The following is a 25,253-nucleotide window of genomic DNA, read 5'->3' as shown; positions in this document are numbered from 1 at the left end:
GCGAACCCCATCAGGGAAGTTACGGGGGCGCCGGCGGACCGTAGCGTTGGGCCATGGGTAGATCTGTGGCCGTCGTGGTGGGGCTCGTCGTACTCGCCGGCAGCCTTTCCGGGACGACGGCCTCGGCCGGGACCGCCGCGGTGTGCGGCACGACGGTGACGGAGTACGCCTCGGCGCCGTCCGGGGCCGTGGTGGTGGATCCGGCGCACGACAGCGAGCTCGCGCAGCGCACGTCGGCCAGCCCGGCGGGCACCACGTTCTGGCTCAAGCCCGGCACGCACACGCTCGGCACCGACGCGTTCGGCCAGGTCCAGCCGAAGGACGGCGACACCTACCTCGGCGCACCGGGCGCGATCCTCGACGGCCGCGGGGTCAACCAGGCGGCGTTCACCGGGCAGGCCAAGGACGTGACGATCCGCGGCCTCACCGTGCGTGGCTTCGCCGCGCCGCAGGACCAGGGCGTGGTGAACCACGACTCCGGCACGCACTGGGTGATCGAGGACAGCACCATCGAGGACAACCGCGGGGCCGCCTTGATGGCGGGCGACCGGCAGGAAGTCCGGCGCAGCTGCCTGAAGGACAACGGCCAGTACGGCATGAACGCCTACCGCGCCGGCGACGGCATCACCGGGCTCGTGCTGGAGGGCAACGAGATCACCGGCAACAACACCGACGACTGGGAGACCAAGTCGCCGGGCTGCGGCTGCAGCGGCGGCGTGAAGTTCTGGGCCGTGAACGGCGCCGACGTCACCGGCAACTGGGTCCACGGCAACCACGGCCCCGGCCTGTGGGCCGACACGAACGACAACGACTTCCTCGTGCAGGACAACGTGATCGAGGACAACGACGCCGAGGCGCTATTCTACGAGATCAGCCACAACCTCACCGTCAGCGACAACGTGTTCCGCCGCAACGGCCTCGTCGCCGGCCGCGCCCGCGCCGCCAAGGGCGACAACTTCCCCGTCGCCACCATCTACCTCTCCGAGTCCGGCGGCGAACCCCGCCTCGGCGCGCGCACCCACCAGATCGACATCGGCGGCAACACCTTCGACGACAACTGGGGCGGCGTCGCCCTGTGGGAGAACGCCGACCGCTTCTGCAACAGCCCGGCCAACACGTCCACGGGCTACTGCACGCCGTTCGCCACGAAGGCCCAGTGCACCGCGCCTGCCATCACGCAGAAGCCGCTGTACGACGACTGCCGCTGGAAAACCCAGAACGTGACCGTGCACGACAACACCTTCACCTTCGACCCGGCACACCTGGGCTGCACGCAGTTCTGCGGCCGCATGGCGGTGCTGTCCAACTACGGCAGCTACCCCGACTGGTCCCCGTACAAGGGCGACGTGGTGCAGCAGGCCATCACCTTCGACCAGAACAACCACTTCAGCGACAACACGTACTCCGGCCCGTGGACCTTTGTCGCCCACGACACCAGCCGGGTCCTCACGCCGGAGCAATGGCAGGCGGGCCCGTACGGGCAGGACCAGGGCAGCAAGTTCTGACGCCGCACATCGCGCCAAGGTCCCGCCAGGGGCGCTCGTCTTCTCGCCCCGCCCCCAATGCGGCATTGGTTGCGCTGAACGCACCCAATGCGGCGTTCGTTGCGCTGAACGCACCGAACGCCACATTGAGGCGCTTTGGCACCTACCCCACCGCCGGCCGGGGTGCATGCCCAACACAAGCCGCCCCCGCGAAGGACTAAACCCCTACAGCCGAGCGGCGATCCGGTCGATGGCGAGCGCCGTGGCCGGGATGATGGTGAGCGCCGCCGCGAAGCCGCCGATGGTGTCGGTCGGGTAGTGGGCGCCGAGGCCGACTTCGGCCCAGGCCATGAGGGCGGCCGCGGCGAGGGCGAGGGCGGCGGTGACGGTGAGCGCGGCCGGGCGGCGGAGGCGGTCGGCCAGGAGGAAGGCGGCGATGAGGGCCAGGGCCGTCGCGAAGGCCGTGTGGCCGCTCGGGTAGGACAGGAAGTGGCCGTGGATGGTGCGGCCGGTGATGGGCTTGAGCAGCGACGTCACGGCGACCGTGAGCCCGCAGCCGACCAGCGTGAGCACGGCCGTGCGGGGGCGGCGGGCGAGCAGCGTGCCGCCGGTGAGGAGCACGATGACGATCGCCGAGCCCACCGGCTCGCCCACGAAGTCCACGGCGGTGGCGATGTACCACCACGGGTCGGGCAGCAGGTCCGGGCCGGGCAGGAGCGGCGTGTCGAACGCCGTGGGCTGGGACTCCCCCGCGAACAGCACGGCGAGCACCACCAGCACGACCAGACCGAGGCCGGCCACGACCAGCACCGGCGTGCGCACGGAAACCGGCAACGCGGGCGGCGCCGCCCGGACGGCGGATCTCATCGAGTGGCGCCGATCAGCGCGGAGCCGGCCGGCGTGCGGTTCGTCGGCGCCCAGGCCACCGGCGCGAAGTCTGCCGGCGGGCAGAGCGTGGGGGTGGTGCTGCGGGAGGTCTGCATGGAGGCGAGCGCCCTTTCAGCCGCGGTGCCCGACCGTGCGGGACCTCTGAGGAAAACGTACGGCTCTCGTCGTCACCTTGGTGTCAAACGGTGGGCGGCGATCGCCGCTTCGTAGCCCTCGACCAGCCGGCGGAAGCCCACCGCCGGGGTGAAGTCCTCGTCGTAGCGCCGGCGGGCGGCGTCGCCCATCTTGCGGTTGCGTTCGGGGTCCGCGACGACGTCGCGCAGTGACTCGGCCAACGAGACCGCCGAGCCCGGTTCGTGAAGCAGGCCCGTGACGCCGTCGGAGATCAGTTCCGGGAACGCGCCGTGGGCAGGGGCGACGGTGGGCACGCCGGCGGCCATCGCCTCGACCACGACGAGCCCGAACGCCTCCAGCCACGCCGAAGGGGCCACCACCGCTGCCGCGGAAGCCGTCAACGCCTGGCACGAAGCCTTGTCCTGCAGGCCCACGTACGAAACGTCCGTGCGCGAAGCGGCCCAAGCCGAGACCTCGTCCGAAAGCGGCCCGGTCCCCGCGATCACCAGCGGCAAGCCGAGCGAACCGCCGAGCCGGTCCCACGCCGCCATCAGCAGCGGCACGCCCTTCTCCTCCGTCAGCCGGCCGAGGAACAGCACGTGGGCACCCTCGCCCGCCCGCCGCACACCCGGATCGGTCACGAAGTTGTGCTTCACGGTCATCCGCGAAGGCGGCATGCCCGCGTCGACCAGCAAGCGCCGCTGGGCGTCGGAGATGCAGAAGAAGCGCGTCACGTCGCTGCGCCAGCGCGAGCGGTTGAGCAGGAGGTTCGCGGCCATCGGCACCGTCGCCGCGGCCGAACCCCGGTAACACCCGTGCCGAACGGCGGGAACGGGCGCGCCGCCCACGCAGTCCGTGCAGATGCGGCCGTCGCGATACAGCGTGCCGGGCGGGCAGACCATGCCGTAGTTGTGCAGCGTCGCCACGACCGGCACGCGCGCGTCCGCGCAGGCCGCCAGCACCGAAGGTGACAGCAGGGGGAACGTGTTGTGGACGTGCACCACGTCCGGCCGCTCGACCTGCAACCGAGCCGTCAGCTCGGCTCGCGCCGACCGGTTCCACGGCACCTGCACCGGCACCAAAGCCTTGCGCGGCAACGACATGGCCGCGATGTCGTCGCTTAGCCGCTCGAACAACGACACGCGAACGCCGCCGGCGGCCAGCAAAGCCGTCTCGGCGTCGACCACGTTGTTCTCCCCGCTCGGCTGCTCCGAGCGGTAGCGGTTGTGGACCACGAGCACCTTCATGCGGGCTGCCCCTTCGGAATGAACTCTTCGTCGGAAGCGGTCCGCACGGTGCCCTGGGCCAGCAGCGACGCGGCCAGCGCCAGGTGGAGCAGGTACGGCGACGCGTCACCGAGCCCGGCCTCGGTGTAGGAGGCGGAAATGCAGTACGTGATCAGGAAGATCGCACACGCGCGGGCCAGCGACGGGGGGCGCAGCACGGCCACGGCGACCAGCACCAGCAGGAACGCCGCGACGATCGCGATGCCCGTGAACCCCTGCTCGTGGTAGACCGCGAGCCAGCTGTTGTCGATCGGCAGGCCGTCGTAGGACTTGTCGGTGAGCCCGACGCCGAAGATGTACTCGTTGACCGTGCGCGGCGCCGCCAGCAGCGCGTCCCACACCTTCGCACGGCCGGTGAGGCTGGAGAAGTTCTCCTCGCTCTGCCCGCGCAGGAACCACGCCTGCAGCAGCCCGCCGAGCACCACCACGGCGAAGCCCGCCACCAGCACGAACGTGGTGAACACCTTGCGCGCGCGGGCGTTCGTCATGGTCAGCGACAGCAGCGCGACCACGAGACCGGCCACGAGACCGAGCGTCGCCGTGCGCGTGTGCGAGAGCAGGAGCAGCCCGAGCGAGGGCACGATCACGATCAACGCGCTTGTCATCGTCGTGCGCTTGCCCAGCCACAGCAGCGCCGCCAGGCCCGCGATCACGGCCGCGTACTGCCCGACCTGCGGCGGCGTCAGCGGCCACACCGCACCCGCGAGCCGGCCGCCGTAGCTCTCCGGCATGGCCTTGCCCGGTGCGATGACGAGCCCGATCGCCACGGACACCAGCACGGCGCTGAACATCTTGATGTGGTGGCGCACGAACGTGAACCCGCCGTTCCACCAGCGCGTGAGCAGCCACAGCGTCGCGAGGAACACCCCGAACCGGAAGCACCGGAACAGCGACCCGAACCCGGCTTCCAGGTGCAGGCTCGCGACAGTGCTCGTGACCAGCAGCAACGTGAGCAGCAGCAGGTACGCGCTCGGCCGGATCTTCAGCCGCGGGTTCAGCGCCAGCGCGATCACGAACGCGGTCATCAGCGCGCCCATGGTCACGAGCTGGCTCACCGCGCGCGGCAGCGGGACCACGGTCTCCGCGCCGGTCGAGCCGAGGGTGTTGAGGATCAGCAACGCCCACGCGGCGCCGACGAGCTTCGGCGTCGGCTCACCCGTCTCCGCCGCCGTCGGTTGCCGGATACTGGTCAGTAGGGCCATATCAGCCTCCCCCACCACGCTCATACGTCGTGCGCGCGTCCTGGTTGTACGGCGCGCCCTCCCACTCGCCGATGCCGAGGACGTGGCTCATGTCGGTGGCGATGAACGTCCACGGCCCCACGTACGCGTTGTCGTGCCAGCTGTTGCCCTGTTTGAAGGTGATCGCGTTCTGCACCACGTCACCCTTGTACGGCGACCAGTCCGGGTAGGTGCCGAAGTTCGACAGCAGGCCCATGCGCCCGCACGTCTCCTCGCAGCCGATCGCCGAGGGCACCAGCGAGAACCGGTTGTTGTGGATGTCCACGCGCTGAGTCTTCCAGCGGCAGTCGTCGTACAGCGGCTTCTGCGCGATCGCCGGCGCCGCGCACTTCGCGGTGTCGGGGACGAGCTTCGTGCAGACGCCGCTGGAGGTGTTGGCCGGGCTGTTGCAGAAGCGGTCGGCGTTCTCCCACAGGGTGATGCCGTTCCAGTTGTTCTCGAACACGTTGCCGTAGATCTCGAGCTTCGACGTACGCGCCGTCACACGCGGCTCGCCGCCGGACTCGGAGATGTAGATGGTCGCGATCGGGAACGAGTCGCCGCGGTCGGCGTAGTCACGGCCGTCGACGAGGTTGTTGCGCCGGATGGTGTTGTTGCGGATCACGGCGTTGTAGCTGGTCTCGTAGGTGATGGCCGAGCTGTCGTTGTTCTCGATGAGGTTGCCCTCGATGAGGAAGTCGTTGTTGTTCGTGTCGGCCCACAGGCCGGTGCCGCGGTTGTCGTGCACCCAGTTACCGATCACGTCGGCGCCGTTGACGGCCCAGAACTTGATGCCGCCGGTGCAGCCGCAGCCGTCGACCTTCTTCTCCCAGTCACCGGTGTTGTTGCCGGTGATCTCGTTGCCGCGCACCACCAGCCCGGTGATGTCGTCGCCGGCGGAGAAGGCGTTCATGCCGTACTGGCCGTTGCGGCGCAGGCAGTTGTCGAGCACCTGCTGCTTGTTGCCCGCCATCAGGGCCGCGCCGTCGTTGTCCTGCAGCGTGGTGTGCTGGATCGTCCAGCCGTCGCCGGAGTCGTGGTTCACCACACCCTCGTCGCGCGGCGCGACGAAGTTCTGCACGGTGAGGTTGGTGATCTTCACGTTCTTGGCGTGACCGGTGAACGCGTACTGGTTGACCTTGCGCCCGTCGAGCACCGCGCCCGGGCCGCCGATGAAGACGTCGCCGTCCTTCGGCTGGACCTGGTCGAACCGGTCGTCACCGAGGTGGTGGCTGCCCGGCGCGAGCCAGAACGTGGTGCCGGCCGGGGCGGTGCGCGTCTTGGCGGCGAGGTCGTCCGGCACCGCCGGGTCCACGCTCACCGCGCCCGCGGGGGCGGTGGCGGGACCGGGCGGCATCTTGTCGCACACCGCCGCCACCGGTCCGGTCGGCGCCGCCGACGTCGCCGCGGCCTGGCTCGAAGCGGCATCGTCGTCGGGCGCGCTCGAGCACCCGGCGAGCACGAGCGGGCACAGCAGACCCAGGAACAGCAAAAGCCTGCTGGTCGATCGCACCGGGTGGATCCTTTCGATCTTTAAAAACTCAACGTGGTGGTCAAGGGTTTCGCGGCCGTGCCAACGCCGATCAACGTGGTCGACGGTTCGCGCCGGCCGAACCCGGCGGAGTACCAGCCGAGCGGCGGGCTCGTCTCGCCGCGGTGCGCGGTCCAGGTCAACGCCGGCGGCAGCGCCAGCGTCGCCGTGTGGCCGGGCCAGCTCAGCCGCGCCGTGCTGCCGTCGAGCGTGACCTCGACGAGCGGGCCGAGGTGGAAGGCCAGCTTGGCCGGCAGCGTCAGGTCGCCGTCGACCTCGTCGAGGATCGTCAGCGTCCGGTCTTCCAGCTCCACGCACCGGCGGTGCACGGCCGGCGCGTACCCGTCGTGCTCGGCGCGCCAGCGCACCGGGCCGACGGCGAGCGTGCGGGTCCGCGCGTGCCGGGTCCACAGGAACGGCCCGCCCGAGGTCGACTGGTCGGTGTCGCCGAGCTGCAGCGTGTTGTGGCCGAGCGTCGAGCGGAAGTAGGAGCGCCACTCGGGTTCGCCGTGGTAGCAGTAGGTGCCCGGGTCGGCGAGGATGTCGACGCCGTCGTGGCGGACCTCGAGCGCCAGCGCGTCCGCGTGGGCGTGGGCGGCGATGGCGAGGAGACCGTGGGGACCGCCGTCGCAGCGGACCCAGATCTCCTCGGGTTCGCCGGCCGGGGTGCGGAGGATCGTCATGCCGGCGTCGAAGAGGTCGTCGATCCGCCGAGGGGGTCGCGGGTCGGCGAGCTCGGGAACCGTGCCGAGCGAAGAGAAAACGACCGCAAGCACCGTGTTGTTCAAGCTGCCCGGCACCTTCGGCCACCACTCCTGCCGGCCGAACAACGCGTCGCCGGTGGCGAGCAGCGAGGCCCAGCGGCTGGTGCCGGTGCCGTCGACGATCAGGCCGTAGCCGTCGTCGGCGTCGCCCTGGCGAGGCGGCCGCAGGCTGGAGTCCACAATGGACGCCAGTGCGTCGCACATCCGCCGGAGCACGAGCCAGGTCGACGTCGGCACCAGCGGCCCGGCTTCCAGCGCGGCCGCGAGGCCCAGCTCCAGCACCAGGCCGTGGTACTCCGTGGCCAGCTCGCGGTTGAGCCCGGACGCGAACGTGTTGGCCTGCAGCTGCGTGTCCAGGGACTTCACGGCCGCGTCGCGCCAGGCGGGCGACTCGGGGAACCAGTCGAATGCGCAGGCGGCCGCCAGCTGTCCGGCGTCCTCGGCGATCACGTGGTTGTTGGCCGACGAACCGCGGCTCGGGAACGCCGCCAGCCAGCGCTGGTGGTGCCAGATCTGGTGCAGCGCCTCGGGGTTGTCCTCGAACAGACCGGACGCGCCGGACCAGCCGTCGAGCAGGCGGCGCACCCAGACCCACGACAGCAGCCGGATGCCCAGTTCGATGCCGCTCACCCAGTGCACGCCGCGCATCGGCGGATTGGCCGCCCACCAGGACTTCAGGTGATCGGCCACGCGGTGGGCGTAGCGGTCTTCGCCGGTGAGCGCGTACGCGGCGGCCAGCACGGTCAGGTGCTGGTGGCGCGAGGGCTCCCAGATCTGCTTGATGTCGCCGACCGTGTCTTCGCTGCGGTAGGCGATGTCGAAGGAGTACGCGTCGGCCGGCGCGTGGCGTCCGGTCTTCGGGTCGAAGGACCAGTCCGGTGTCACGAGGTCAGCGCGCTCCACGCCGAAGTACTCGGCGTGGCCGTCCATCAGCCGCTCGGCCGTGGCCAGCAGCTCCGCGCGCGCCTCGGCCGACACCCCGTCGACGCTCGCCGGCCCGGCGAACGCGCGGTGCGGCAGCCACGTGGCCTTCTGCTTCGCGACCCCGCGCCACTGCTGCTTGCGCAGCGCGTCCGTGGCGCGCCCGGCGACCTCGGCCGGGCTCATGGCCGAAAGTCTTCGCAGGTACCAGGCGGGATCCATCAGCCGAGCACCTCTTTCGGCTCCAGCCGCACCGGCGCGCCGGTTTCGAGGCTGCGGTTCACGGCGAGCGTGGCCAGCGTGGTGTTCACCAGCGACTCGACGCCGATCGGCATCGCGACGCCGGTGGTCAGCGCCGTGACGAACGCGTCGATCTCGGCCTTCTGGCCCTTGTCGCGGCCCTTCGGGATGCGTGAGCTGGCCCAGCGCTTCTTGCCGTACACCGACGCGCGGGCGAAGTCGTCGAACTTCAGCACCTTGCCGTCGGCCAGCACCTCCAGCGTCTCCTTCTGGAACGACGTGGAGCCGCTGGTCACGTAGCTGATGGCGGCGGTGGAGCCGTCGGCGTAGCGCAGCAGCACCTGCAGGTCGTCGTTGCCCGGCGTCGCGGTGGCGTAGACGGAGATCGGGTCGCTGCCGAGGAACCAGCTCACTGTGTCGATGAAGTGGCCGCCCTCGCCGACGAACCGGGAGCCCTCGGAGTCGGCCTGGTTGTACCAGCTGTTGGACTCCAGGCGGCCCGCGTTCACGAGGTACCGCACCGACGCCGGGCCCAACCGGGGACCGAACTGGATCTTGGCCTCGTTGAGCAGCGGCGCGAACCGGCGGTTGAAGCCCACCTGCAGCCGGTTGTTGCCCGACTCCTCGATGGCCTCGACGATCCCGCGCAGCTCCTTCTCCGACAGCGCAAGCGGCTTCTCCACGAACACGGCCTTGCCCGCGAGCAGCGCACGCCGCGTGAGCTCGGCGTGCGAGCTGTGGCGCGTCACCACGAACAGGGTGTCCACGGACTCGTCGGCGAGCAGCGCGTCGAGGTCGGTGGTGGCCTTCGCGAAGCCGAACTTGCGCTTGGCATTCGCGCCCGAGAGCGCCGACGTGGTGACCACTTCGGACAGTGCCACACGGTCCTGCTCCACCAGGTGCGGCAGCAGCATCGACGACGCGTAGTTACCCGCGCCCACGAACCCGACGCGCAGGCGTCCGCGCGGAGTCGCCCGCGTGGTCAGCGCAGCGGGCGGCGCGACCGACGACACCACCGGTTCGGCTTCGCCCTCCGGGCCGGCCGGGTACTGGAAGAGCACCGCGACGGCCTTGAGCTCGCCGTCCTGCAGCGACTTGTACGTCTCCACGGCCGTCGAGAAGTCCGCGGTGTGCGTGATCAGCGGCTCGACGTCGAGCTTGTCGCGCGCGGCCAGGTCGAGGAAGCACTCGATGTTGCGGCGCTCGGTCCAGCGCACGTAGCCGATCGGGTAGTCGCGACCCTCGAGCTCGTATTCGGAGTCGTAGCGGCCCGGCCCGTACGAACGCGAGAAGCGGACGTCGAGCTCCTTCTCGTAGTAGGCGTTCCACGGCAGGTTGAGCGAGATCTTGCCGATGTCGACCACGCGGCCGCGGTCGCGCGCGAGCCGCGCGGCCAGCTCCACCGGGTCGTTGGAGGCGCCGCCCGCGGCCAGGTAGACCTGGTCCACGCCGTGGCCGCCGGACAGCTCCGCGACCGCGCTCTCGATCGTGTCCGACGCCGGGTGCGCGCAGGCCAGCGCGCCGAGCTGCTCGGCCAGCTCGCACCGCGACGGGTCCGGGTCGACGCCGACCACGCGCACCCCGGAGGCGACCAGCAGCTGCACCACGAGCTGCCCGATCAGGCCGAGGCCGATCACCATAGCCAGGTCGCCGAGCTGCGGCTCACCGCGGCGCACGCCCTGCATCGCGATCGAGCCGACCGTGCCGAACGCCGCGTGCCGGGGTTCGAGCCCGGCCGGCACCCGCGCGTAGAGGTTCTTGGGCACCCAGTTGAGCTCGGAGTGCAGCGCGTGCTCGTTGCCCGCGCACGCCACGACGTCGCCCACCGCGACGTCGTCGATCCCCGCGCCGACCTCCACGACCACACCGGCCAGCGAGTAGCCCAGCGGCGTGTAGGAGTCGAGCTTGCTGGTGACCTTGCGGTAGGTGGCGGCGAGGCCGTTGGTGGCGACGCTCTGCATCACCTTGGCGACCTGGTCCGGCCGCGACCGCGCCTTGCCGATCATCGACATGCTCGCCTCGGACACCTTCATCATCTCGGTGCCGGTCGAGATCAGCGAGTACACCGTGCGCACGAGCACGCCGCCCGGCTTGCACGCCGGCACGGGGACGTCGAGGAGGGCCAGCTCCCCGCTCTTGTAGTTCTGCACTACCTGCTTCACAGCACTCCTAGCTGCTCGAAATCGCGGTGGAAGAAGCGGCGCGGTACCAGTACTCGAGGGTCAACACGTGCCAGAGGTGCTTCGCGCGGTCCTGCTGCCCGGCGGCGTCCTCGGCCACGAGCTTCTGCAGCGCTTCGCGTTGCAGGAACCCGGATTCGACGAGCACGCCCTCGTTCACGACCTCCCGCACCAGCGGGGCGAGGTCTCGGCTCATCCAGGCCCGTAGCGGGGCGCTGAAGAGCCCCTTCGGGCGGTAGACGATCTCCTTCGGCAGGATCGCCAGCGCGGCTTCCTTGAGCGCCGCCTTGCCCTGGCGGCCGACGATCTTCTTGTTGCCGGGCACCCGGAACGCCGCCTTGACCACCTCGACGTCGACGAACGGCGTGCGCACCTCGGTGGAGGCGGCCATCGTCGAGCGGTCGGTGTAGGTGAGGTTCAGGCCGGGCAGGAACATCCGCGTGTCGGCCAGGCACATGCGGTTGACGTAGTCACGCAGGTGCTGGTCGTGGTAGGTGTCGGCGTGCTCGGTGAGCACGTCGTCGACGTCGGCGGCCAGGTCCGGGTTCACGAGGTCGAGCAGCTCGCCGCGGTCGTACATCGTGTAGCTGCGCCGGAACGCCGTCTCCTCCGGCAGCTCCGCGAACGACAGGAACCGCTTGGCGAAGCGCACCGTGCGGTAGCCGCGGCTGGCGGACGCGACCGGCAGGCGGTCCACGACGGTCTCGATGGGCTTGCGCACCAGGCCCGGAACGCGTTGGTAGCGCAGGGCGAGCTGGTTCGCGTAATGCTTGCGGTAGCCGGCGAACATCTCGTCGGCGCCCATGCCGGACAGCATCACCTTCACACCGGCCTCGCGCGCGGCCGAGCAGATGAGGAACGAGTTGATGGCCGCGGGGTCGCCGATGGGCTCGTCCAGGTGGTAGGTCATGCGCGGCAACAGGTCGAGCACCTGCGGCGCGATCTCGATCTCGTGCAGGTCCACGCCGAACTGCTTGGCGACGATCCGGGCGTACTTCAGGTCGTCCGGCATCGCCTCGAACTTGGCGTCCTCGGCGCGGAAACCGATGGTGTAAGCCGAGATCCCGGGCTGCCGGCGCGCGGCGAGCGCAGTGAGGTAACTGGAGTCCAGGCCGCCGGAGAGGAAGGTGGCGACCGGGACGTCGGAGAGCAGGTGCTTGCTCGTGGAGTCGGCGATCACCTGGTGCAGGTCGACGTCGCCGCGATAGGCCTCGCCTTCCTCGGCGACCTGACGCAGCGACCAGTACGCGCCGCGCTCGCTCGTGCCGTCGGGACGGAAGCGCACCCACGTGCCGGGCTGCAGCTTCTCGACCTCGCGGTACGCGCACCGGCTGTCGGGCACCCAGTAGTACAGCAGCGACGCGATGAGTGCCGCTTTGTCGACTTCCAGCGTGCCGCCGAGCTCGGTGGCCAGTGCCTTGAGCTCCGAGGAGAACGCGACGCCACCGTTGCGCTGCACGAAGAACAGCGGCTTGATGCCCAGCTGGTCGCGCACCAGCGTGAGCTCACCGGTGCGTTCGTCGAAGACGCCGAACGCGAACATCCCGCGCAGCCGCGGCAGGCAGTCGACGCCCCACTCGCGCCACGCCCGCAGCAGCACCTCGGTGTCGGACGTGCCGCGGAACCGCACGCCCTTGCCCTCCAGCTCCGCGCGCAGCTCGGGCGCGTTGTAGAGCTCGCCGTTGTACGTCAGCGCGAGCCCCTCGGCCACCATCGGCTGCGCGCCCGTCTCGGACAGGTCCACGATCGACAGCCTGCGGTGTCCGAAGTGGACTTCCCCGGCGCCGGCCCGGTGGTCGTAGCGACCCGAACCGTCGGGCCCGCGGTGCGCGAGGCACTTCGTGAGCCGATCGGTGAGCGGGCCGCCGTCCGGCCAGTGGTAGGCACCTGCGATGCCGCACATGTGCGTGACCCTCTCTAGCTTTCCGGACCGGACTGGACGGGCGCGAACTTCTTGGTCGGCATCTCGGAGTTGCCGGGCTCGGACTTGCGCTGTTCCGGCGCGCGCTCTTCGGGCTTGCGCGGCACGGGGCTCAGCCGACGCGTCGGCGCTTCGAGGTGGTCCTTCTTCTCGGCCGGCATGACCGGATTGACGACCGAAGCCTCGACAGTCGTCTCGCTGTCATGCTCCACCGGCCAGTCGATCGGCTTCTCCGGCTCCTGCTCGACGAACTTCCGCGGCGGCTTCTCGATCTGCTTGGCCGCGACGACGGACGCACGCCCGCGCAACGCGGTGTGCAGCCCGTCCCACAACGTCCCGTCGGTCTGGTCCTTCGGGTCCGGATCGACGAGCACCACGCCCAGGATCGGGATGCCGCAGTCGGCGAGCTGCCGGGCCACCGTGTGCAGCCACAGTGTGTTCGCGTGGCCCGAGCGCACGACCAGCACCGTCTCCGTGCCGAGATATTCCAGGTCCGTCCACGCCGTGCCCGGCGCGACCGTGCCGACACCGAGCCGGTAGACCGCGCGCTTGATCGACGGGTCCCCGACCTCGACCACCTTCACGTCGCCGGCCACGGTCAGCCGTTTCGCGTCGTGGCGCGGCAGGTCGTCGATCACCACGACCGGCCCGTCCTCGGCCAGCTCCGCCGCCATGTCCACCGCGAGCCCCGCGGCCACGCCGGGCGCCCCGAGCTCCAGCAACGACAGCGGCCCACGTTCGGCCCGGGCCGCCCGCACGAGCGTCACGGCCACGCGCTTGCGTTCGACCACCGGCTTCGACTTGGCCCACAGCCGCTTCGGGCCGCGCAGCTTCGACGGCAGCTGCGCGATCACCGACGCACCGAGGTGCTCGGAGACCTCGCGCCGCAGCACCGGCCGGTCGCGCACGAGCGCGGTGACCATCGCCAGGGCCAGCCCGAGGGCGAGCCCCAGTGCGAAGCCGATGGCGCCGTTGGTGGCGGCCGTCTTGAGGAACGACACCTTCTGGATCGCCGGCGCGTCCACGATCTGCGTGCCCGCGGCCACCTGCGGAGTGCCGATGCCCGCCTGTTGCGCCTGGTTCTGCAGGTCGGCGATCTTCGACACGAGGTCCGCGCGCTGCGTGTACAGCTGCTCCAGCGTGCCCGCGTTGGCCCGGTTGCCCTTGTCCGCTTCGGCGGCGGCCTGCGCGTCGATCTGCGCCAGCTGCTGCTGTGCCTGGGTGCGCTGATCGGTCAGCGCCTTGGCCTGCGCGGTCGCCGCTGCCTGGTTGCGTTGCACGTGGTCGGCGATGAAGGCGTCGGCCAGCGCCTTGGCCTTGGCGACGGCGTCGTCCTTGGTCTTGGCCGTCACCGTCACCTGCATGACGTTGTTGGTCAGGCCGAGGCCGGTGTAGTCCTTCAGGAAGTCTTCGGTCGTCTCGGTGCTGTGCACCTTCTGCAGTGCGGCCGACGCGATCTTCGCGGTCTCCAGCACGGCGACGTCGGTGCGCATCAGCGTGCCGCTGTCGGTCGGCGAGTCGTCCGGGTGGATCACGATGATCTTGGTGACCGCGGTCGGCGGGGCCGGCAGCAGCACGGCCACCGCACCGCCGAGCACGAGGCCCAGCAACGCGAAGGTGACCCACAGCCGGCGGTGCCGGCGCACGGCGACGACGAGCCGCTGGAAGTCGATCAGCGGCGGCGAGGAATTCTGCGAACCGGTCACGACGAACCTGCCATCACGTCACGGTCCACCGGGACCTGGGGTGGATCCGCCGAGGCGGGGTCTCTGCGTGGTTTCCCGGTGACGCGGACCTGACGCGTGAGCACGGCGCCGAGCACCTCGTGGCCCGCGTCGGCGCACGCCTCGGCGATCGTCACGAGCTCCCACGCGCTGCGGCTGCCGACCGAGAGCACCACGAGCACGCCTGCGGTGCCGTCGGGCACGGTCGGCTGCGCGCCGGAGCCCACGGTGACCTCCGTGATCGTCAGCTCCACCCGCACGCGCTCGGTTTCGGCGACCTTCGCGAACTGCGCCGCGGCGCGCCGGGCCGCGCTGTCGCCGGCGGCGACGAGCACGAGCAGCCGCAGCACGCCGTCGCGGTCGGTGCCCAGCCGGGCGAACACCCGGCGGTAGCGCACCTCGCGGCTGGCCGCGTCGGCCGAAGCCGGCACCTCCGGCAGGTTCCACGGCTTGTCGCTGCCCGTGATCCGGCGCAGCACACCCCGGAACCCGCCGACGCTCTCGCGCTCACCGGTCTCCGGCACGTCGACGCTCGCCAGCACCGGCGCGCCCAGCGCCGAGCCGATCTCCGTCTCGCTGCGCGGACGGCGGTCGCTGCGCGCGCCGAAGAGGTAGCTGAGCAGGCCGATGAGGAAGAACAGGATCGCGCCGCCGCCGGCGAGCTGCGGCAACGTGGGCGCGGCGGCGGAGGTCGGCTTCTCCGACGGCCCCATCACGACCATGTTCCCGGCGCCCGTGGCCGCGTCGGCCGCGTCGAGGTTGTTCATCGCCTGCTCCAGCGAGGTGCGCAGGCCTTGCAGCTCCGTGCGGACCTGCACGCCCTCCACCGTCTGGCCGTCGGACACCGAACGGGACAGGTCGAGGATGCGCTGGTTGGTCTGCGCCACCTGCTGGCGCAGCGCCTCCCGCTGCTCCTGCGCGAGCTGCGCCGACGAGCCGGCCGAGTTGGACAGCAGCTGCGTGGAGTACTTCACGAACTCCTGCGCCACCTGATCGGCCAGCTGCTGCGCGTGCGCCGGGGTGTCGCTGCTCGCGGTGATCGCCACGACGTTGCCCTGCGCCACCGAGGCCGTGACCTTCTTCTGGAGGTCCGGACCGCTGTCCCGCATGCCGAGCGCCGCGGCCGCGCGGTCCAGGACCACCGAGCTGGTGGCCACCTGGGCCTGCGTCAGCAGCTCGTCGGCCTGGCGCGGGCCCTGCAGCAGCACGCTCGCCGTGGTCTCGTACCCGGGCGACAGCACGACTGAAGCCCCCGCACCGACGCCCGCCCCCACGACCACCAGGATCAGCAGCGCCCTCCAGCGTCTGCGCAGAACCTGCCCCACCATCGAAAGTCGTACCGTGTCGTCACTCAAAACCGGGGTCTCCCCTCCGAAAGTGGCGTACCGGTCACTGACCCCGTCGTCGTGCTGGAGGCGTTGGTTACACCGAACGCACGAACCTTGTTCAAACCGCGATCAAGCACAGGAGCTCAGCGCACAGCCCGCTCATACGCCGCGAGCAGCGCTTTCTGCGAGTTCTCCCAGGCCAGCGGCCCACTGACCCGCGCCTTGCCGAGTTCGCCCATCCGGACGCGCATCTGCGGGTCGTCGAGCAGCACGGCGACGAGCTTCGCGAACTCGGTCACGTCGTTGGCCGGCGCGTAGAGCGCGGCTTCCCCCGCGGACACGCGGGCCTCACGCAGCTCGAACGAGACGATGGGCTTGCTCATCGCCATGTACTCCATGATCTTGTTCATGGTCGACACGTCATTGAGCGGATTCAGCGGGTCGGGCGAAAGGCACACGTCGGCCGCGGACAGGTAGCGCAGCAGGTCGGCGTCGGACACGCGGCCGGTGAACTCGACCTGGTTTTCCAGGCCCAGTTCCTTCGACAGCGCCACCACGTCGTCGAACGCGTCGCCGGCACCCACGAACACGGCGTGCCAGTCGTCGCGGCCGATCTCGTCGCGCAGGGAAGCCAGCGCGCGCAACGCGTAGTCCACGCCGTCCTGCGGCCCCATCACGCCGAGGTAGCAGAGCAGGTGTGGTTTGCCGCGTTTGAGCTCCGGCTCCGCCGGCACCTCGTGGAAGCGTTCGACCACGGGCGCGCTGCGGACCACGAACACGTCCTCGGGCCGCTTGCCGCCGCGGATGAGGGCGACCTGGCGGTAGCTCTCGTTGGTGGCGATCACGACGTCGGCCGCGCGGTACGTGGAGCGTTCGAGCGCGCAGACGCCGCGGTAGAGCAGGTCCTGGCCGCGGTCGAAGCGCGACAAGTACAGCTCCGGCACAAGGTCGTGCTGGTCGAAGATGAACTTCGCGCCCTGGCGCTTGAGCATGCGCGCCACGAGGAACAGCAGGTCCGGCGGGTTGCAGGCGTGGACCACGTCGACCGGGCCGACCTTGCGGGCCAGCCGGAACGTGTGCCAGACGGCGGAGCCGTACTCCTGCACGTAGCCCGCGGGGCCGCCGGTCGCGGCCTTGAGCGGGTAGCGGTGGATGTGCACGTCGTCGATGACGGCTTCGGGTTCGGTGTCGCGTTTCGTGCCCTGCGGGCAGATCACGTGCACCTCCCAGCCGGCGTCGCGCAGCGTCTGGCACTCCTGCCACACGCGGCGGTCGAACGGGACCGAGAGGTTCTCGACCAGGATCAGGGCTTTTTTCTTGTCACCAGGCAAGGCCGACGTATCCCTCTTCGGCCCGGCGCACCTCGGCGTCGGGGAGGCGGACGAGGTCGACGAGCGTCTGCTCGCCGCCGTGGGGAAGAGCGGCCAGCACGGCCGGGTCGGCGGTGCCGACGAGGCACACCTCGGCGTGCTCCAGCACCTCTTCGACCGAGCCCGCGAGCAGCTGGCCCAGGTGCGGCAGCCGGCTCTCGATGTACTCGCGGTTGGCGCCCATCAGGCGCGACAGGCTCACGTTGGCGTCGTAGATCTTGAGGTCGAAGCCCTTGCCCAGCAGCCGCTCGGCCAGCTCGACGAGCGGGCTCTCGCGCAGGTCGTCCGTGCCCGGTTTGAACGATAGGCCGAACAGGCCCACCTTGCGCTTGCCGGTGCGCGCGACGAGGTCGAACGCCCGCTGCAGGTGATCTTCGTTCGACGGCAGCACGTGCTCGAGGATCGGCACCGACACGTCGGCGCGGCGCGCGGCGTAGACCAGTCCGCGCAGGTCCTTCGGCAGGCAAGAACCACCGAACGCGAAGCCCGGGCGCAGGTACGCGGGGCTCACGTTGAGCTTGCGGTCGGCGAGGAAGACGTCCATCACCTTGTGCGAGTCGAGCCCGAGGGCGCGGCACACGGCGCCGAGCTCGTTGGCGAAGCCGATCTTCAAGCCGTGGAAGGCGTTGTCGGCGTACTTGGTCATCTCCGCGACCGGGATCGGCACGCGGAAGACGTCGCCGGGCAGGCCCGTGTACAGCTCGGCCACGATGTCGCCGCTGGCGCTGTCGAGCTCGCCGATCACGGTCTTGGGCGGGTCGAAGAAGTCGCGCACGCTGGTGCCCTCGCGCAGGAACTCCGGGTTAACCGCCACACCGAAGTCGACGCCCGCGGTGCGGCCGCTGGACTTCTCGAGGATCGGCACGAGCAGGTCGAGGCAGGTGCCCGGCAGCATCGTGCTGCGGAAGACGACCGTGTGCCGGCGCTCTTTGGATGTCACAGCCTTGTGCGCCAACGCTTCGCCGATCTCGTCGGCCACGCGTTCGAGGTACTCGGTGGAGAGGCTGCCGTTGGGCGCCGAAGGCGTGCCCACGCAGACCAGCGACACGTCGGTCGCCGCCACCGCCTCGGCCACGTCGGTGGTCGCGCGCAGCGCCCCCGACGCCACCACCTGGGCCGTCAGCTCACCGATGCGTTCCTCGACCACCGGCGCGTTGCCGCGCGTCACCAGGTCGACCTTCACCGGGTTCACGTCGACCCCGACGACCTCGTGCCCGTTCCCCGCCAGACAGGCCGCGGACACACACCCCACGTACCCCAGCCCGAAGACACTGATCCTCACGCTTGAACCTCCGCCCGCATTCGCTGATCCCTTGGTCGGCGCGCGGACGCAGTTCGTTACCCGTTCAGGCCAGTGGAGAAATGGCAACCGGATTTGCGTATCGATTTTGCGCTGTTTCGGCAGTGTTTCAGCTCGGCGTAGTGGTCTCGACAACATTTCCCGTTGTCGTAGCGCCATTTCGGCCAAGAAGCGACGAAGCGCCGAGGAAGCTCGACAAAGCTTCCCCGGCGCCCGTTGTGCCGTCAGTTCAGTTGTTGTTCACGAACGTGCTCGCGAGACCCTGACCCGTGCTCGTGGCCGTGCCGTGGTTCTCGATCGGCGAGACCTTCGAGTTCTTGAAGCAGATGTAGGTCACGCCGGAGTCGGTACCACCGTTGGACGGGTCGGGGTTGATGCCGAGGTCCTTGGCCGTCGCGTACGAAGCCTCGCCGATGATCCCGGTCGGCCCGGTGTCACCGATGACGGTGTATTCGACTTTTCCGTTGTAGATCACCGCGCAACTGCCGCCACCCTTGAGCCCGGAAGAGCTGTAGTTCCACGTGCCGCTCGAACTCGGCACGACGATGTAAGGCAGCGTCGCGGCGTTCAGCGGCTTTCCGTCGCTCTGGTGGAACGCCGTGTCGCCCTGGAAACAGCAGTCGGTGTTCTCGTTGCACTGCGAAGTGCGCTGCCCGTCGCAGTCGATGTCCATGTCGGCCTTCCAGAACACAGCCCCGTTCGCGTCGCACACGGCGACGGTCTTGGACCCGGCGTCCTCGTCGGTCTTGTACTTGCCGTTCGAGATCTGGTTGCAGCTGTTGGTCTTCGCCAGCAACTGCGCCGCCGTCGGCCCGGCCGCCGGCGCCGCGGCGACCTGCGCGTGGTCCGGCCCCGCCGGCCCGGCCGACGCCGACGCCACCGCCGCCGGCATCACCGCGGCGGCGACCGCCATGGCTGCGAACAGGATCAGCTTCCTCATCGAGGCTCCCTGTCAGTCAAGAGACGTTAGTTAGGAAAGTTTCCTTACTGATTGCGGCGTAGCGCACAGGATGCCCCCGGACGCACACGGTGACAAGACTTCGCCCGTCAGTGGTTTTCCCACCGGTTGCAGACATTTGACGAAACCGCTGGTACAACCACAAAACCGTTCGCGAACCCCGAAAACCGAAGTCCCGAACACCGGCACACACCCACCGCAGCGAACGCCACCCACCACCGCACGCCGACAACGCAGCAGCCCCCCACCGCCCGCCCACCGCAGCGAACGCCACGCACCCGCCGCAGCGGACCCCCACCCACCAACGGAAGCCGACAACGCAACGCACCCCAGCACCCAGCCCCCGCCCGGCACCCCGATCCGAAGCCTCCCTGCGGCACAATCCAGCTTCGGGGTGCTCCCCAACGCAAGCCGCCCTGCGAGGACCGAAACCTCAGAAGGACCGAAAACTCAGAAGTCCAGCAACCCCGTCAGCCGACCAGGCCACCGCCCATACCGCCCCACCAACACACCCTCAGCCCACTTCCGATCAAGGTCATGGCGCACCTCAACCCGATGCTGCAACCACTCCCCACCCCGAACCCCCGAACCCCCAGGCCCCGACCCGGCATACACCCGCGTCGCCCCAGCAGCTCGCAACCGCCCCAACACCCGCCGATCCACCCGGCGCCCGGACAGCGAGTACCGGCACACCGCCCGCCCACTCAGCTCCCCCAGCAACCGCGGCGCCGCATCGAGCTCCCGCCGCAGCACGCGTTCCTCGAACCGCCGCGCACCGAACCGATCCCAGCCGTGCGAGCCGACGTCCATCCCGGCGGCAACCAGCGAACGCAACCCGGCCCGGTCCACGAACCCCCGCGACCCGACCCGGCCGGCGAGCGGGAAGAACTCCCCGCGCAGCCCACGCTCCACCAACCGCGGCAATGCGACCTCGACATCCGAGACGTTCCCGTCGTCGAAGGTCAACCGTGATTCAGGGCACTTCGCGACGACGTCCAGCAAGGTCTCGAACTGCTCCACCGTGATCCAGCGCTCGTCTTCGCCCGGATCGAGCGCGCGCTGGGGCCTGCCGATGCCGTGCACGGTGAAGTTGACCATCGCACCTCGTCCCGGTTCGGAGCGTCGGACCTCCTGTTCTCGATTAATCGACTTGGCAAATGGAGTAGTTACACTATCTACACAAAGTTATTTGCGAATCTCCAAAGTGCAGCACTTCGGCCCGCCGCCGGCCTTCCGCAGTTCGGAAATATCCAGGTAGACGGGCTCGTAGCCCCGCTCGGCCAGCTGCGCGCCCAGTCCGACGGCCTCCAGCGGCAGCACGACGTTGCGCCCGTCGGAGACGCCGTTGAGGCCGAAGCACTCGGCGTCGGCCGCCGTGGCTATTACGGCGTCGGGGAACAGGCGCCGCAGCACGCGCTGCGAGCCGGGCGAGAAGGCCTCCGGGTAGTAGGCGATCTGCGCGGCCGTCGTGTCCGTCGCTTCGGTGAGGACGAACAGCGCCGTGTCCAGGTGGTAGTAACGCGGGTCGACGAGGCTCAGCGACACCACGGGCACGCCGAGCACCTCCTGCGCCTCCGCGTGCGCGGCCGGGTCGGTGCGGAAGCCGGTGCCGGCGAGCAGCAGCCTGCCCGTCCAGGCGAAGTCGCCCTCGGCTTCGTTGATCCGCTCGGGCATGGTCAGGTCGCGGTAGCCGTGCTCCACGAACCAGCGGCGGAAGTGCTCGGCCTCGGCCGCGCGCTGCGGCGCCCGGAAGCGCGAGCCGAGCACTCGCCCGTCCACGACGGTGCCCGAGTTTGCGGCGAACACCATGTCGGGCAGGCCGGGCTGCGGCTCGATCTCCTCGACCGTGTGGCCGAGACGGCGGTAGGTGTCGCGCAGCTCGGTCCACTGCGCCACCGCGACGTCGGCGCTGACCGGCTGCGTCGGGTCCATCCACGGGTTGATCACGTAGTCCACCGCGAAGAACCGCGGCGGGCACATCAGGTAACGGCGGGTGGTGGGCACTCGCTGCACAGACTCTGCCTGCATGATTGAAGGGTAAGGTCGACCTAACCGCGCAATCAATCGCTGTTCGCTGCGCACATACCTGCTAAACATTGCGTGTGAACACCATCGACCAGCGAATCGTTTCCTGCCTGGTGGCCAACGCGCGGTCCAGCTACGCCGAGATCGGCAAAGTCGTCGGGCTGTCCGCCCCGGCAGTCAAGCGCCGCGTCGACCGGCTGCTGGAGACGGGCGTGCTGCGCGGCTTCACGGCGGTCGTCGACCCGGAGGCGCTCGGCTGGGGCACCGAGGCTTTCGTGGAGGTGCACTGCCAGGGCAACGTCACGCCCGCCCGCATCCGCGCGCGGCTCGAACCACTGCCGGAGGTCGTGGCCGCTTACACCGTCTCGGGCGCGGCCGACGCGATCGTGCACCTGCGCGCCGCCGACATCCACCACCTCGAGACGGCGCTCGAACGGCTGCGCGGGCTGGAGATCATCGACCGCACCGTTTCGACCGTCGTCCTGTCGCGGTTGCTCGAACGCCCGCCGAACCCGCAGAGCTGACCGGCTGGACCGGACAACCGGCCCGGGCTTCATCGGGAACTCGAATGAACTTATCCACATGCCGGGACACGGATGCGGGACCAGTCCATTCGGTGGCATCGTCCATGCCACAGACCGGGAAATCCGGTTTGTGTGGCCCATCGGTGGGAGACGTGCGTCACTGCGGTTCCCCCGGAAATCCCGTTACCATCGGTTACAGGTAACAAAGGGCGCCCGCCGCCGGTGACGGGATGAAGGCCTCCACTCCGGGTACCCCACACTTCGGGAACTCCCGAGTCCTCGACGAGTAACCTCGGGGGAGGCCTGGTGATCCAGCCGACATCGCCGGGCGGGCGTTTCCCCGGGGGCCGACCCGGGGTCGCAGCACGTCGGGAGAGAGGGATTCCCTGACCCATGAGCACGAGTGCGAACGGCGGTCCGGGAAGCACGGCGGCCGGCAACGGTCACAGCAGCGCTTCCCTGACCAGCTCGAGGTCGACCGAAGTCAGCAAGCTGGACCGGGTGGTCATCCGGTTCGCCGGTGACTCGGGCGACGGCATGCAGCTGACGGGCGACCGGTTCACGTCCGAGGCCGCGGCCTTCGGCAACGACCTGTCGACGATGCCGAACTTCCCCGCCGAGATCCGCGCACCACAAGGCACGATCCCGGGTGTCTCGTCGTTCCAGGTGCACTTCGCCGACTACGACATCCTCACGCCCGGCGACCGGCCCGACGTGCTGGTGGCAATGAACCCCGCGGCGCTGAAGGCGAACCTGCGTGACGTCCCGCAGGGCGGCACGATCATCCTCAACACCGACGAGTTCTCCAAGCGCAACCTCGTGAAGGTCGGGTACGACAACGACCCGCTCGACGACGAGACGCTGTCGGCCTTCCAGGTCCACCGGGTCGCCATGTCGACTCTGACGCAGGGCGCGCTCGCCGACACCGGCCTCGGCAAGAAGGACGCCGAGCGGTGCAAGAACATGTTCGCGCTCGGGCTGCTGTCGTGGATGTACCACCGGCCGACCGAGGGCACGGAGCGGTTCCTGCGCGAGAAGTTCGCCAAGAAGCCGGACATCGCCGAGGCCAACATCCTGGCCTTCCGCGCGGGCTGGAACTACGGCGAGACCACCGAGTCGTTCGCGACGACGTTCGAGGTGGCGCCGGCGAAGCTCGACCAGGGCACCTACCGGCAGATCACCGGCAACACGGCGCTCGCGTACGGGATCGTGGCGGCCGGGCAGCAGTCCGGGCTGCAGATCCTGCTCGGCACCTACCCGATCACCCCGGCGTCGGACATCCTCCACGAGCTGTCCAAGCACAAGAACTTCGGCATCATCACCTTCCAGGCCGAGGACGAGATCGCCGGCATCGGCGCGGCGCTGGGCGCCTCGTACGGCGGCGCGCTGGGCGTGACCTCGACGTCCGGCCCGGGCATCGCGCTGAAGTCGGAAACCATCGGGCTCGGCGTGATGACGGAGCTGCCGCTCGTGGTCATCGACGTGCAGCGCGGTGGTCCGTCCACCGGTCTGCCGACGAAGACCGAGCAGGCCGACCTGCTGCAGGCGATGTTCGGCCGCAACGGCGAGTCGCCCGTGCCGATCATCGCGCCGCTGTCGCCCGCCGACTGCTTCGACGCGGCGCTGGAGGCCACGCGGATCGCACTGAAGTACCGCACGCCGGTGCTGCTGCTGTCCGACGGCGCGATCGCCAACGGCTCCGAGCCCTGGCTCGTCCCCGACGTCGAGGACCTGCCCGACCTTCGCGTCGAGTTCGCCACGGAACCCAACTCCGACAACGACTCCGGCGAGTTCTGGCCCTACGTGCGCGACCCGGAGACACTCGCGCGCGAGTGGGCCGTGCCGGGCACGCCGGGGCTGCAGCACCGCATCGGCGGCCTCGAGAAGGCCGACCGGACCGGGCACATCTCCTACGAACCCGACAACCACGACAAGATGGTGCGGCTGCGCCAGGCCAAGATCGACGGCATCGACGTGCCCGACCTGGTGGTCGACGACCCGTCGGGCGGCAAGGCGCGCGTGCTCGCGCTCGGCTGGGGCTCGTCCTACGGCCCGATCGGCGCGGCCTGCCGGCGCGTGCGCAAGCTGGGCATGCCGATCGCGCAGGCGCACCTGCGTCACCTCAACCCGCTGCCCGCGAACCTGGGCGACGTGCTCCGGGCCTACGACAAGGTCGTGGTGCCGGAGATGAACCTGGGCCAGCTCGCGCTGCTGCTGCGCGGGAAGTTCCTGGTCGACGTGCGCTCGTACACCAAGGTGGCGGGGCTGCCGTTCAAGGCCGAAGAGCTGCAGAACGTGTTCGCCGACATCATCACCAGCACCGTTCCGGAGGGCGTCAAGTGACCGCCATCGACCTCGGACTGCCGCAGCTCGGTGGTCTGGACCTCGTCCCCACCACCGACGAACCGCAGAAGGCCAAGGACTACAAGTCGGACCAGGAAGTGCGCTGGTGCCCCGGCTGTGGTGACTACGTGGTGCTCAACGCCGTGCAGTCGTTCCTGCCGACGCTGGGCCTCAAGCGCGAGAACATCGTGTTCATCTCGGGCATCGGCTGCTCGTCGCGCTTCCCGTACTACCTCAACACCTACGGCATGCACTCGATCCACGGCCGCGCGCCGTCGATCGCGACCGGCCTGGCCACCACGCGCCCGGACCTGTCGGTGTGGGTCGTCACCGGCGACGGCGACGCGCTGTCCATCGGCGGCAACCACCTGATCCACGCGCTGCGCCGCAACGTGAACATCAAGATCCTGCTGTTCAACAACCGGATCTACGGCCTGACCAAGGGCCAGTACTCGCCGACGTCGGGCCAGGGCATGGTCACCAAGTCGACCCCGATGGGTTCGGTGGACACGCCGTTCAACCCGTTGTCGCTGGCGATCGGCGCCGAGGCGTCGTTCGTGGGCCGCGCGCTGGACTCCGACCGCAAGGGCCTCACCGAGGTCCTGGAGGCGGCGGCCCGCCACCGCGGCTCGGCGATCGTCGAGATCTACCAGAACTGCCCCATCTTCAACGACGGCGCCTTCGACGTCCTGAAGGACAAGGACGAGGCCGCGTCCCGGCTCATCCCGCTGAAGGCGGGCGAGCCGATGCGCTTCGGCGCCGAGGGCGAGTTCGGCGTCCGCCGCGGCGAGTGGGGTGGCCTGGACATCGCCAAGGTGAGCGACATCGGCGAGGACAACGTGGTCGTCCACGACCCGACCATCGCCGACACGTCGTACGCCTTCGCGCTGACCCGCCTGGGCGACCAGAACCTGACGCACGTCCCCACGGGCATCCTGCGCCAGGTCGAACGCCCCACCTACGACGACGGCGCCCGGGCCCAGGTGGAAGAGGCCCGCGCGGCCCGCAAGCCCGACCTGCAGGGCCTCCTGCGCGGCAAGGACACCTGGACGGTGGTTTAAAGTCTCCGAGTTTGACCAAAAAGGCCGCTGCCCACAACGGGGCAGCGGCCTTTTTGGTCTGTCTACAACGG

18 protein-coding genes are annotated in these 25,253 nt (G+C 69.8%); 4 read left to right on the top strand and 14 right to left on the bottom strand.

The genetic code is table 11. From position 1 onward, the window contains the following. Nucleotides 1-53: 53 nt before the first annotated feature. Entirely contained in the window at nucleotides 54-1,505 is a 1,452-nt protein-coding gene (locus tag ACQPXB_RS03550; RefSeq protein ID WP_432849435.1) for a right-handed parallel beta-helix repeat-containing protein, read from the top strand. A gap of 204 nt (nucleotides 1,506-1,709) precedes the next feature. Here the strand turns inward: ACQPXB_RS03550 and ACQPXB_RS03545 are convergent, their stop codons facing one another. From ACQPXB_RS03545 to ddaH, 14 genes are all read right to left on the bottom strand, one after another. Beyond that, nucleotides 1,710-2,351, bottom strand: a complete 642-nt coding sequence (locus ACQPXB_RS03545; protein WP_432849433.1) for a phosphatase PAP2 family protein — start codon at nucleotides 2,349-2,351, stop codon at nucleotides 1,710-1,712. Between the two features lie 188 nt (nucleotides 2,352-2,539). Then, nucleotides 2,540-3,733 carry a glycosyltransferase gene (locus ACQPXB_RS03540; protein ID WP_432849431.1) on the bottom strand — a complete coding sequence of 398 codons (1,194 nt, stop codon included), beginning with the start codon at nucleotides 3,731-3,733 and terminating at the stop codon, nucleotides 2,540-2,542. Next, nucleotides 3,730-4,974, bottom strand: a complete 1,245-nt coding sequence (locus ACQPXB_RS03535) for an O-antigen ligase domain-containing protein (RefSeq protein WP_432849429.1) — start codon at nucleotides 4,972-4,974, stop codon at nucleotides 3,730-3,732. The genes ACQPXB_RS03540 and ACQPXB_RS03535 overlap by 4 nt, the downstream gene beginning before the upstream one ends. A gap of 1 nt (nucleotide 4,975) precedes the next feature. Further along, on the bottom strand, nucleotides 4,976-6,349 hold the full coding sequence (locus ACQPXB_RS03530) for a right-handed parallel beta-helix repeat-containing protein (protein WP_432857273.1): 1,374 nt from the start codon (nucleotides 6,347-6,349) through the stop codon (nucleotides 4,976-4,978). A gap of 176 nt (nucleotides 6,350-6,525) precedes the next feature. Then, entirely contained in the window at nucleotides 6,526-8,430 is a 1,905-nt protein-coding gene (locus ACQPXB_RS03525; protein ID WP_432849427.1) for an alginate lyase family protein, read from the bottom strand. Further along, nucleotides 8,430-10,610 carry a bi-domain-containing oxidoreductase gene (locus ACQPXB_RS03520; RefSeq protein WP_432849425.1) on the bottom strand — a complete coding sequence of 727 codons (2,181 nt, stop codon included), beginning with the start codon at nucleotides 10,608-10,610 and terminating at the stop codon, nucleotides 8,430-8,432. Before ACQPXB_RS03520 ends, ACQPXB_RS03525 begins: the two co-directional genes overlap by 1 nt. 7 nt (nucleotides 10,611-10,617) lie before the next feature. Beyond that, on the bottom strand, nucleotides 10,618-12,531 hold the full coding sequence (gene asnB, locus ACQPXB_RS03515) for an asparagine synthase (glutamine-hydrolyzing) (protein WP_366589194.1): 1,914 nt from the start codon (nucleotides 12,529-12,531) through the stop codon (nucleotides 10,618-10,620). Between the two features lie 14 nt (nucleotides 12,532-12,545). Further along, nucleotides 12,546-14,255 (bottom strand): Wzz/FepE/Etk N-terminal domain-containing protein, encoded by a 1,710-nt coding sequence (locus tag ACQPXB_RS03510; RefSeq protein ID WP_386946287.1) that lies wholly within the window; start codon nucleotides 14,253-14,255, stop codon nucleotides 12,546-12,548. Then, nucleotides 14,252-15,601 carry an exopolysaccharide biosynthesis protein gene (locus tag ACQPXB_RS03505; RefSeq protein ID WP_432849422.1) on the bottom strand — a complete coding sequence of 450 codons (1,350 nt, stop codon included), beginning with the start codon at nucleotides 15,599-15,601 and terminating at the stop codon, nucleotides 14,252-14,254. The genes ACQPXB_RS03510 and ACQPXB_RS03505 overlap by 4 nt, the downstream gene beginning before the upstream one ends. 143 nt (nucleotides 15,602-15,744) lie before the next feature. Then, a complete protein-coding gene (locus ACQPXB_RS03500; protein ID WP_366589187.1) occupies nucleotides 15,745-16,932 on the bottom strand; it encodes a glycosyltransferase family 4 protein in 1,188 nt (395 codons plus the stop codon). Next, complete coding sequence (locus tag ACQPXB_RS03495; RefSeq protein WP_432849420.1) at nucleotides 16,922-18,253, bottom strand: nucleotide sugar dehydrogenase; 1,332 nt, start codon at nucleotides 18,251-18,253, stop codon at nucleotides 16,922-16,924. The genes ACQPXB_RS03500 and ACQPXB_RS03495 overlap by 11 nt, the downstream gene beginning before the upstream one ends. A 247-nt stretch (nucleotides 18,254-18,500) precedes the next feature. Beyond that, nucleotides 18,501-19,211 (bottom strand): glycoside hydrolase family 75 protein, encoded by a 711-nt coding sequence (locus ACQPXB_RS03490; RefSeq protein WP_432849418.1) that lies wholly within the window; start codon nucleotides 19,209-19,211, stop codon nucleotides 18,501-18,503. A gap of 468 nt (nucleotides 19,212-19,679) precedes the next feature. Beyond that, nucleotides 19,680-20,327: a polysaccharide deacetylase family protein gene (locus tag ACQPXB_RS03485; protein WP_366589180.1), complete on the bottom strand. Its 648-nt coding sequence runs from the start codon at nucleotides 20,325-20,327 to the stop codon at nucleotides 19,680-19,682. 87 nt (nucleotides 20,328-20,414) lie between these two features. Continuing rightward, nucleotides 20,415-21,257, bottom strand: a complete 843-nt coding sequence (gene ddaH, locus ACQPXB_RS03480; RefSeq protein WP_432849415.1) for a dimethylargininase — start codon at nucleotides 21,255-21,257, stop codon at nucleotides 20,415-20,417. 74 nt (nucleotides 21,258-21,331) lie between these two features. Here ddaH and ACQPXB_RS03475 point away from each other — a divergent pair, with 74 nt between their 5' ends. From ACQPXB_RS03475 to ACQPXB_RS03465, 3 genes are all read left to right on the top strand, one after another. Continuing rightward, on the top strand, nucleotides 21,332-21,778 hold the full coding sequence (locus ACQPXB_RS03475) for an Lrp/AsnC family transcriptional regulator (RefSeq protein WP_220245995.1): 447 nt from the start codon (nucleotides 21,332-21,334) through the stop codon (nucleotides 21,776-21,778). Nucleotides 21,779-22,171: 393 nt separating this feature from the next. Beyond that, nucleotides 22,172-24,121, top strand: coding sequence for a 2-oxoacid:acceptor oxidoreductase subunit alpha (locus ACQPXB_RS03470; RefSeq protein WP_432849413.1), 1,950 nt, complete (start codon nucleotides 22,172-22,174; stop codon nucleotides 24,119-24,121). After that, nucleotides 24,118-25,182 carry a 2-oxoacid:ferredoxin oxidoreductase subunit beta gene (locus ACQPXB_RS03465; RefSeq protein WP_366589171.1) on the top strand — a complete coding sequence of 355 codons (1,065 nt, stop codon included), beginning with the start codon at nucleotides 24,118-24,120 and terminating at the stop codon, nucleotides 25,180-25,182. Before ACQPXB_RS03470 ends, ACQPXB_RS03465 begins: the two co-directional genes overlap by 4 nt. The last annotated feature ends 71 nt before the right edge of the window (nucleotides 25,183-25,253 follow it).

The organism is Amycolatopsis sp. CA-161197, assembly GCF_050942255.1.
In the GTDB taxonomy this organism is placed as follows: Bacteria; Actinomycetota; Actinomycetes; order Mycobacteriales; family Pseudonocardiaceae; genus Amycolatopsis.
Note: the sequence above shows the minus strand (reverse complement) of the source record. Positions and strands in the feature narration are given on the sequence as shown.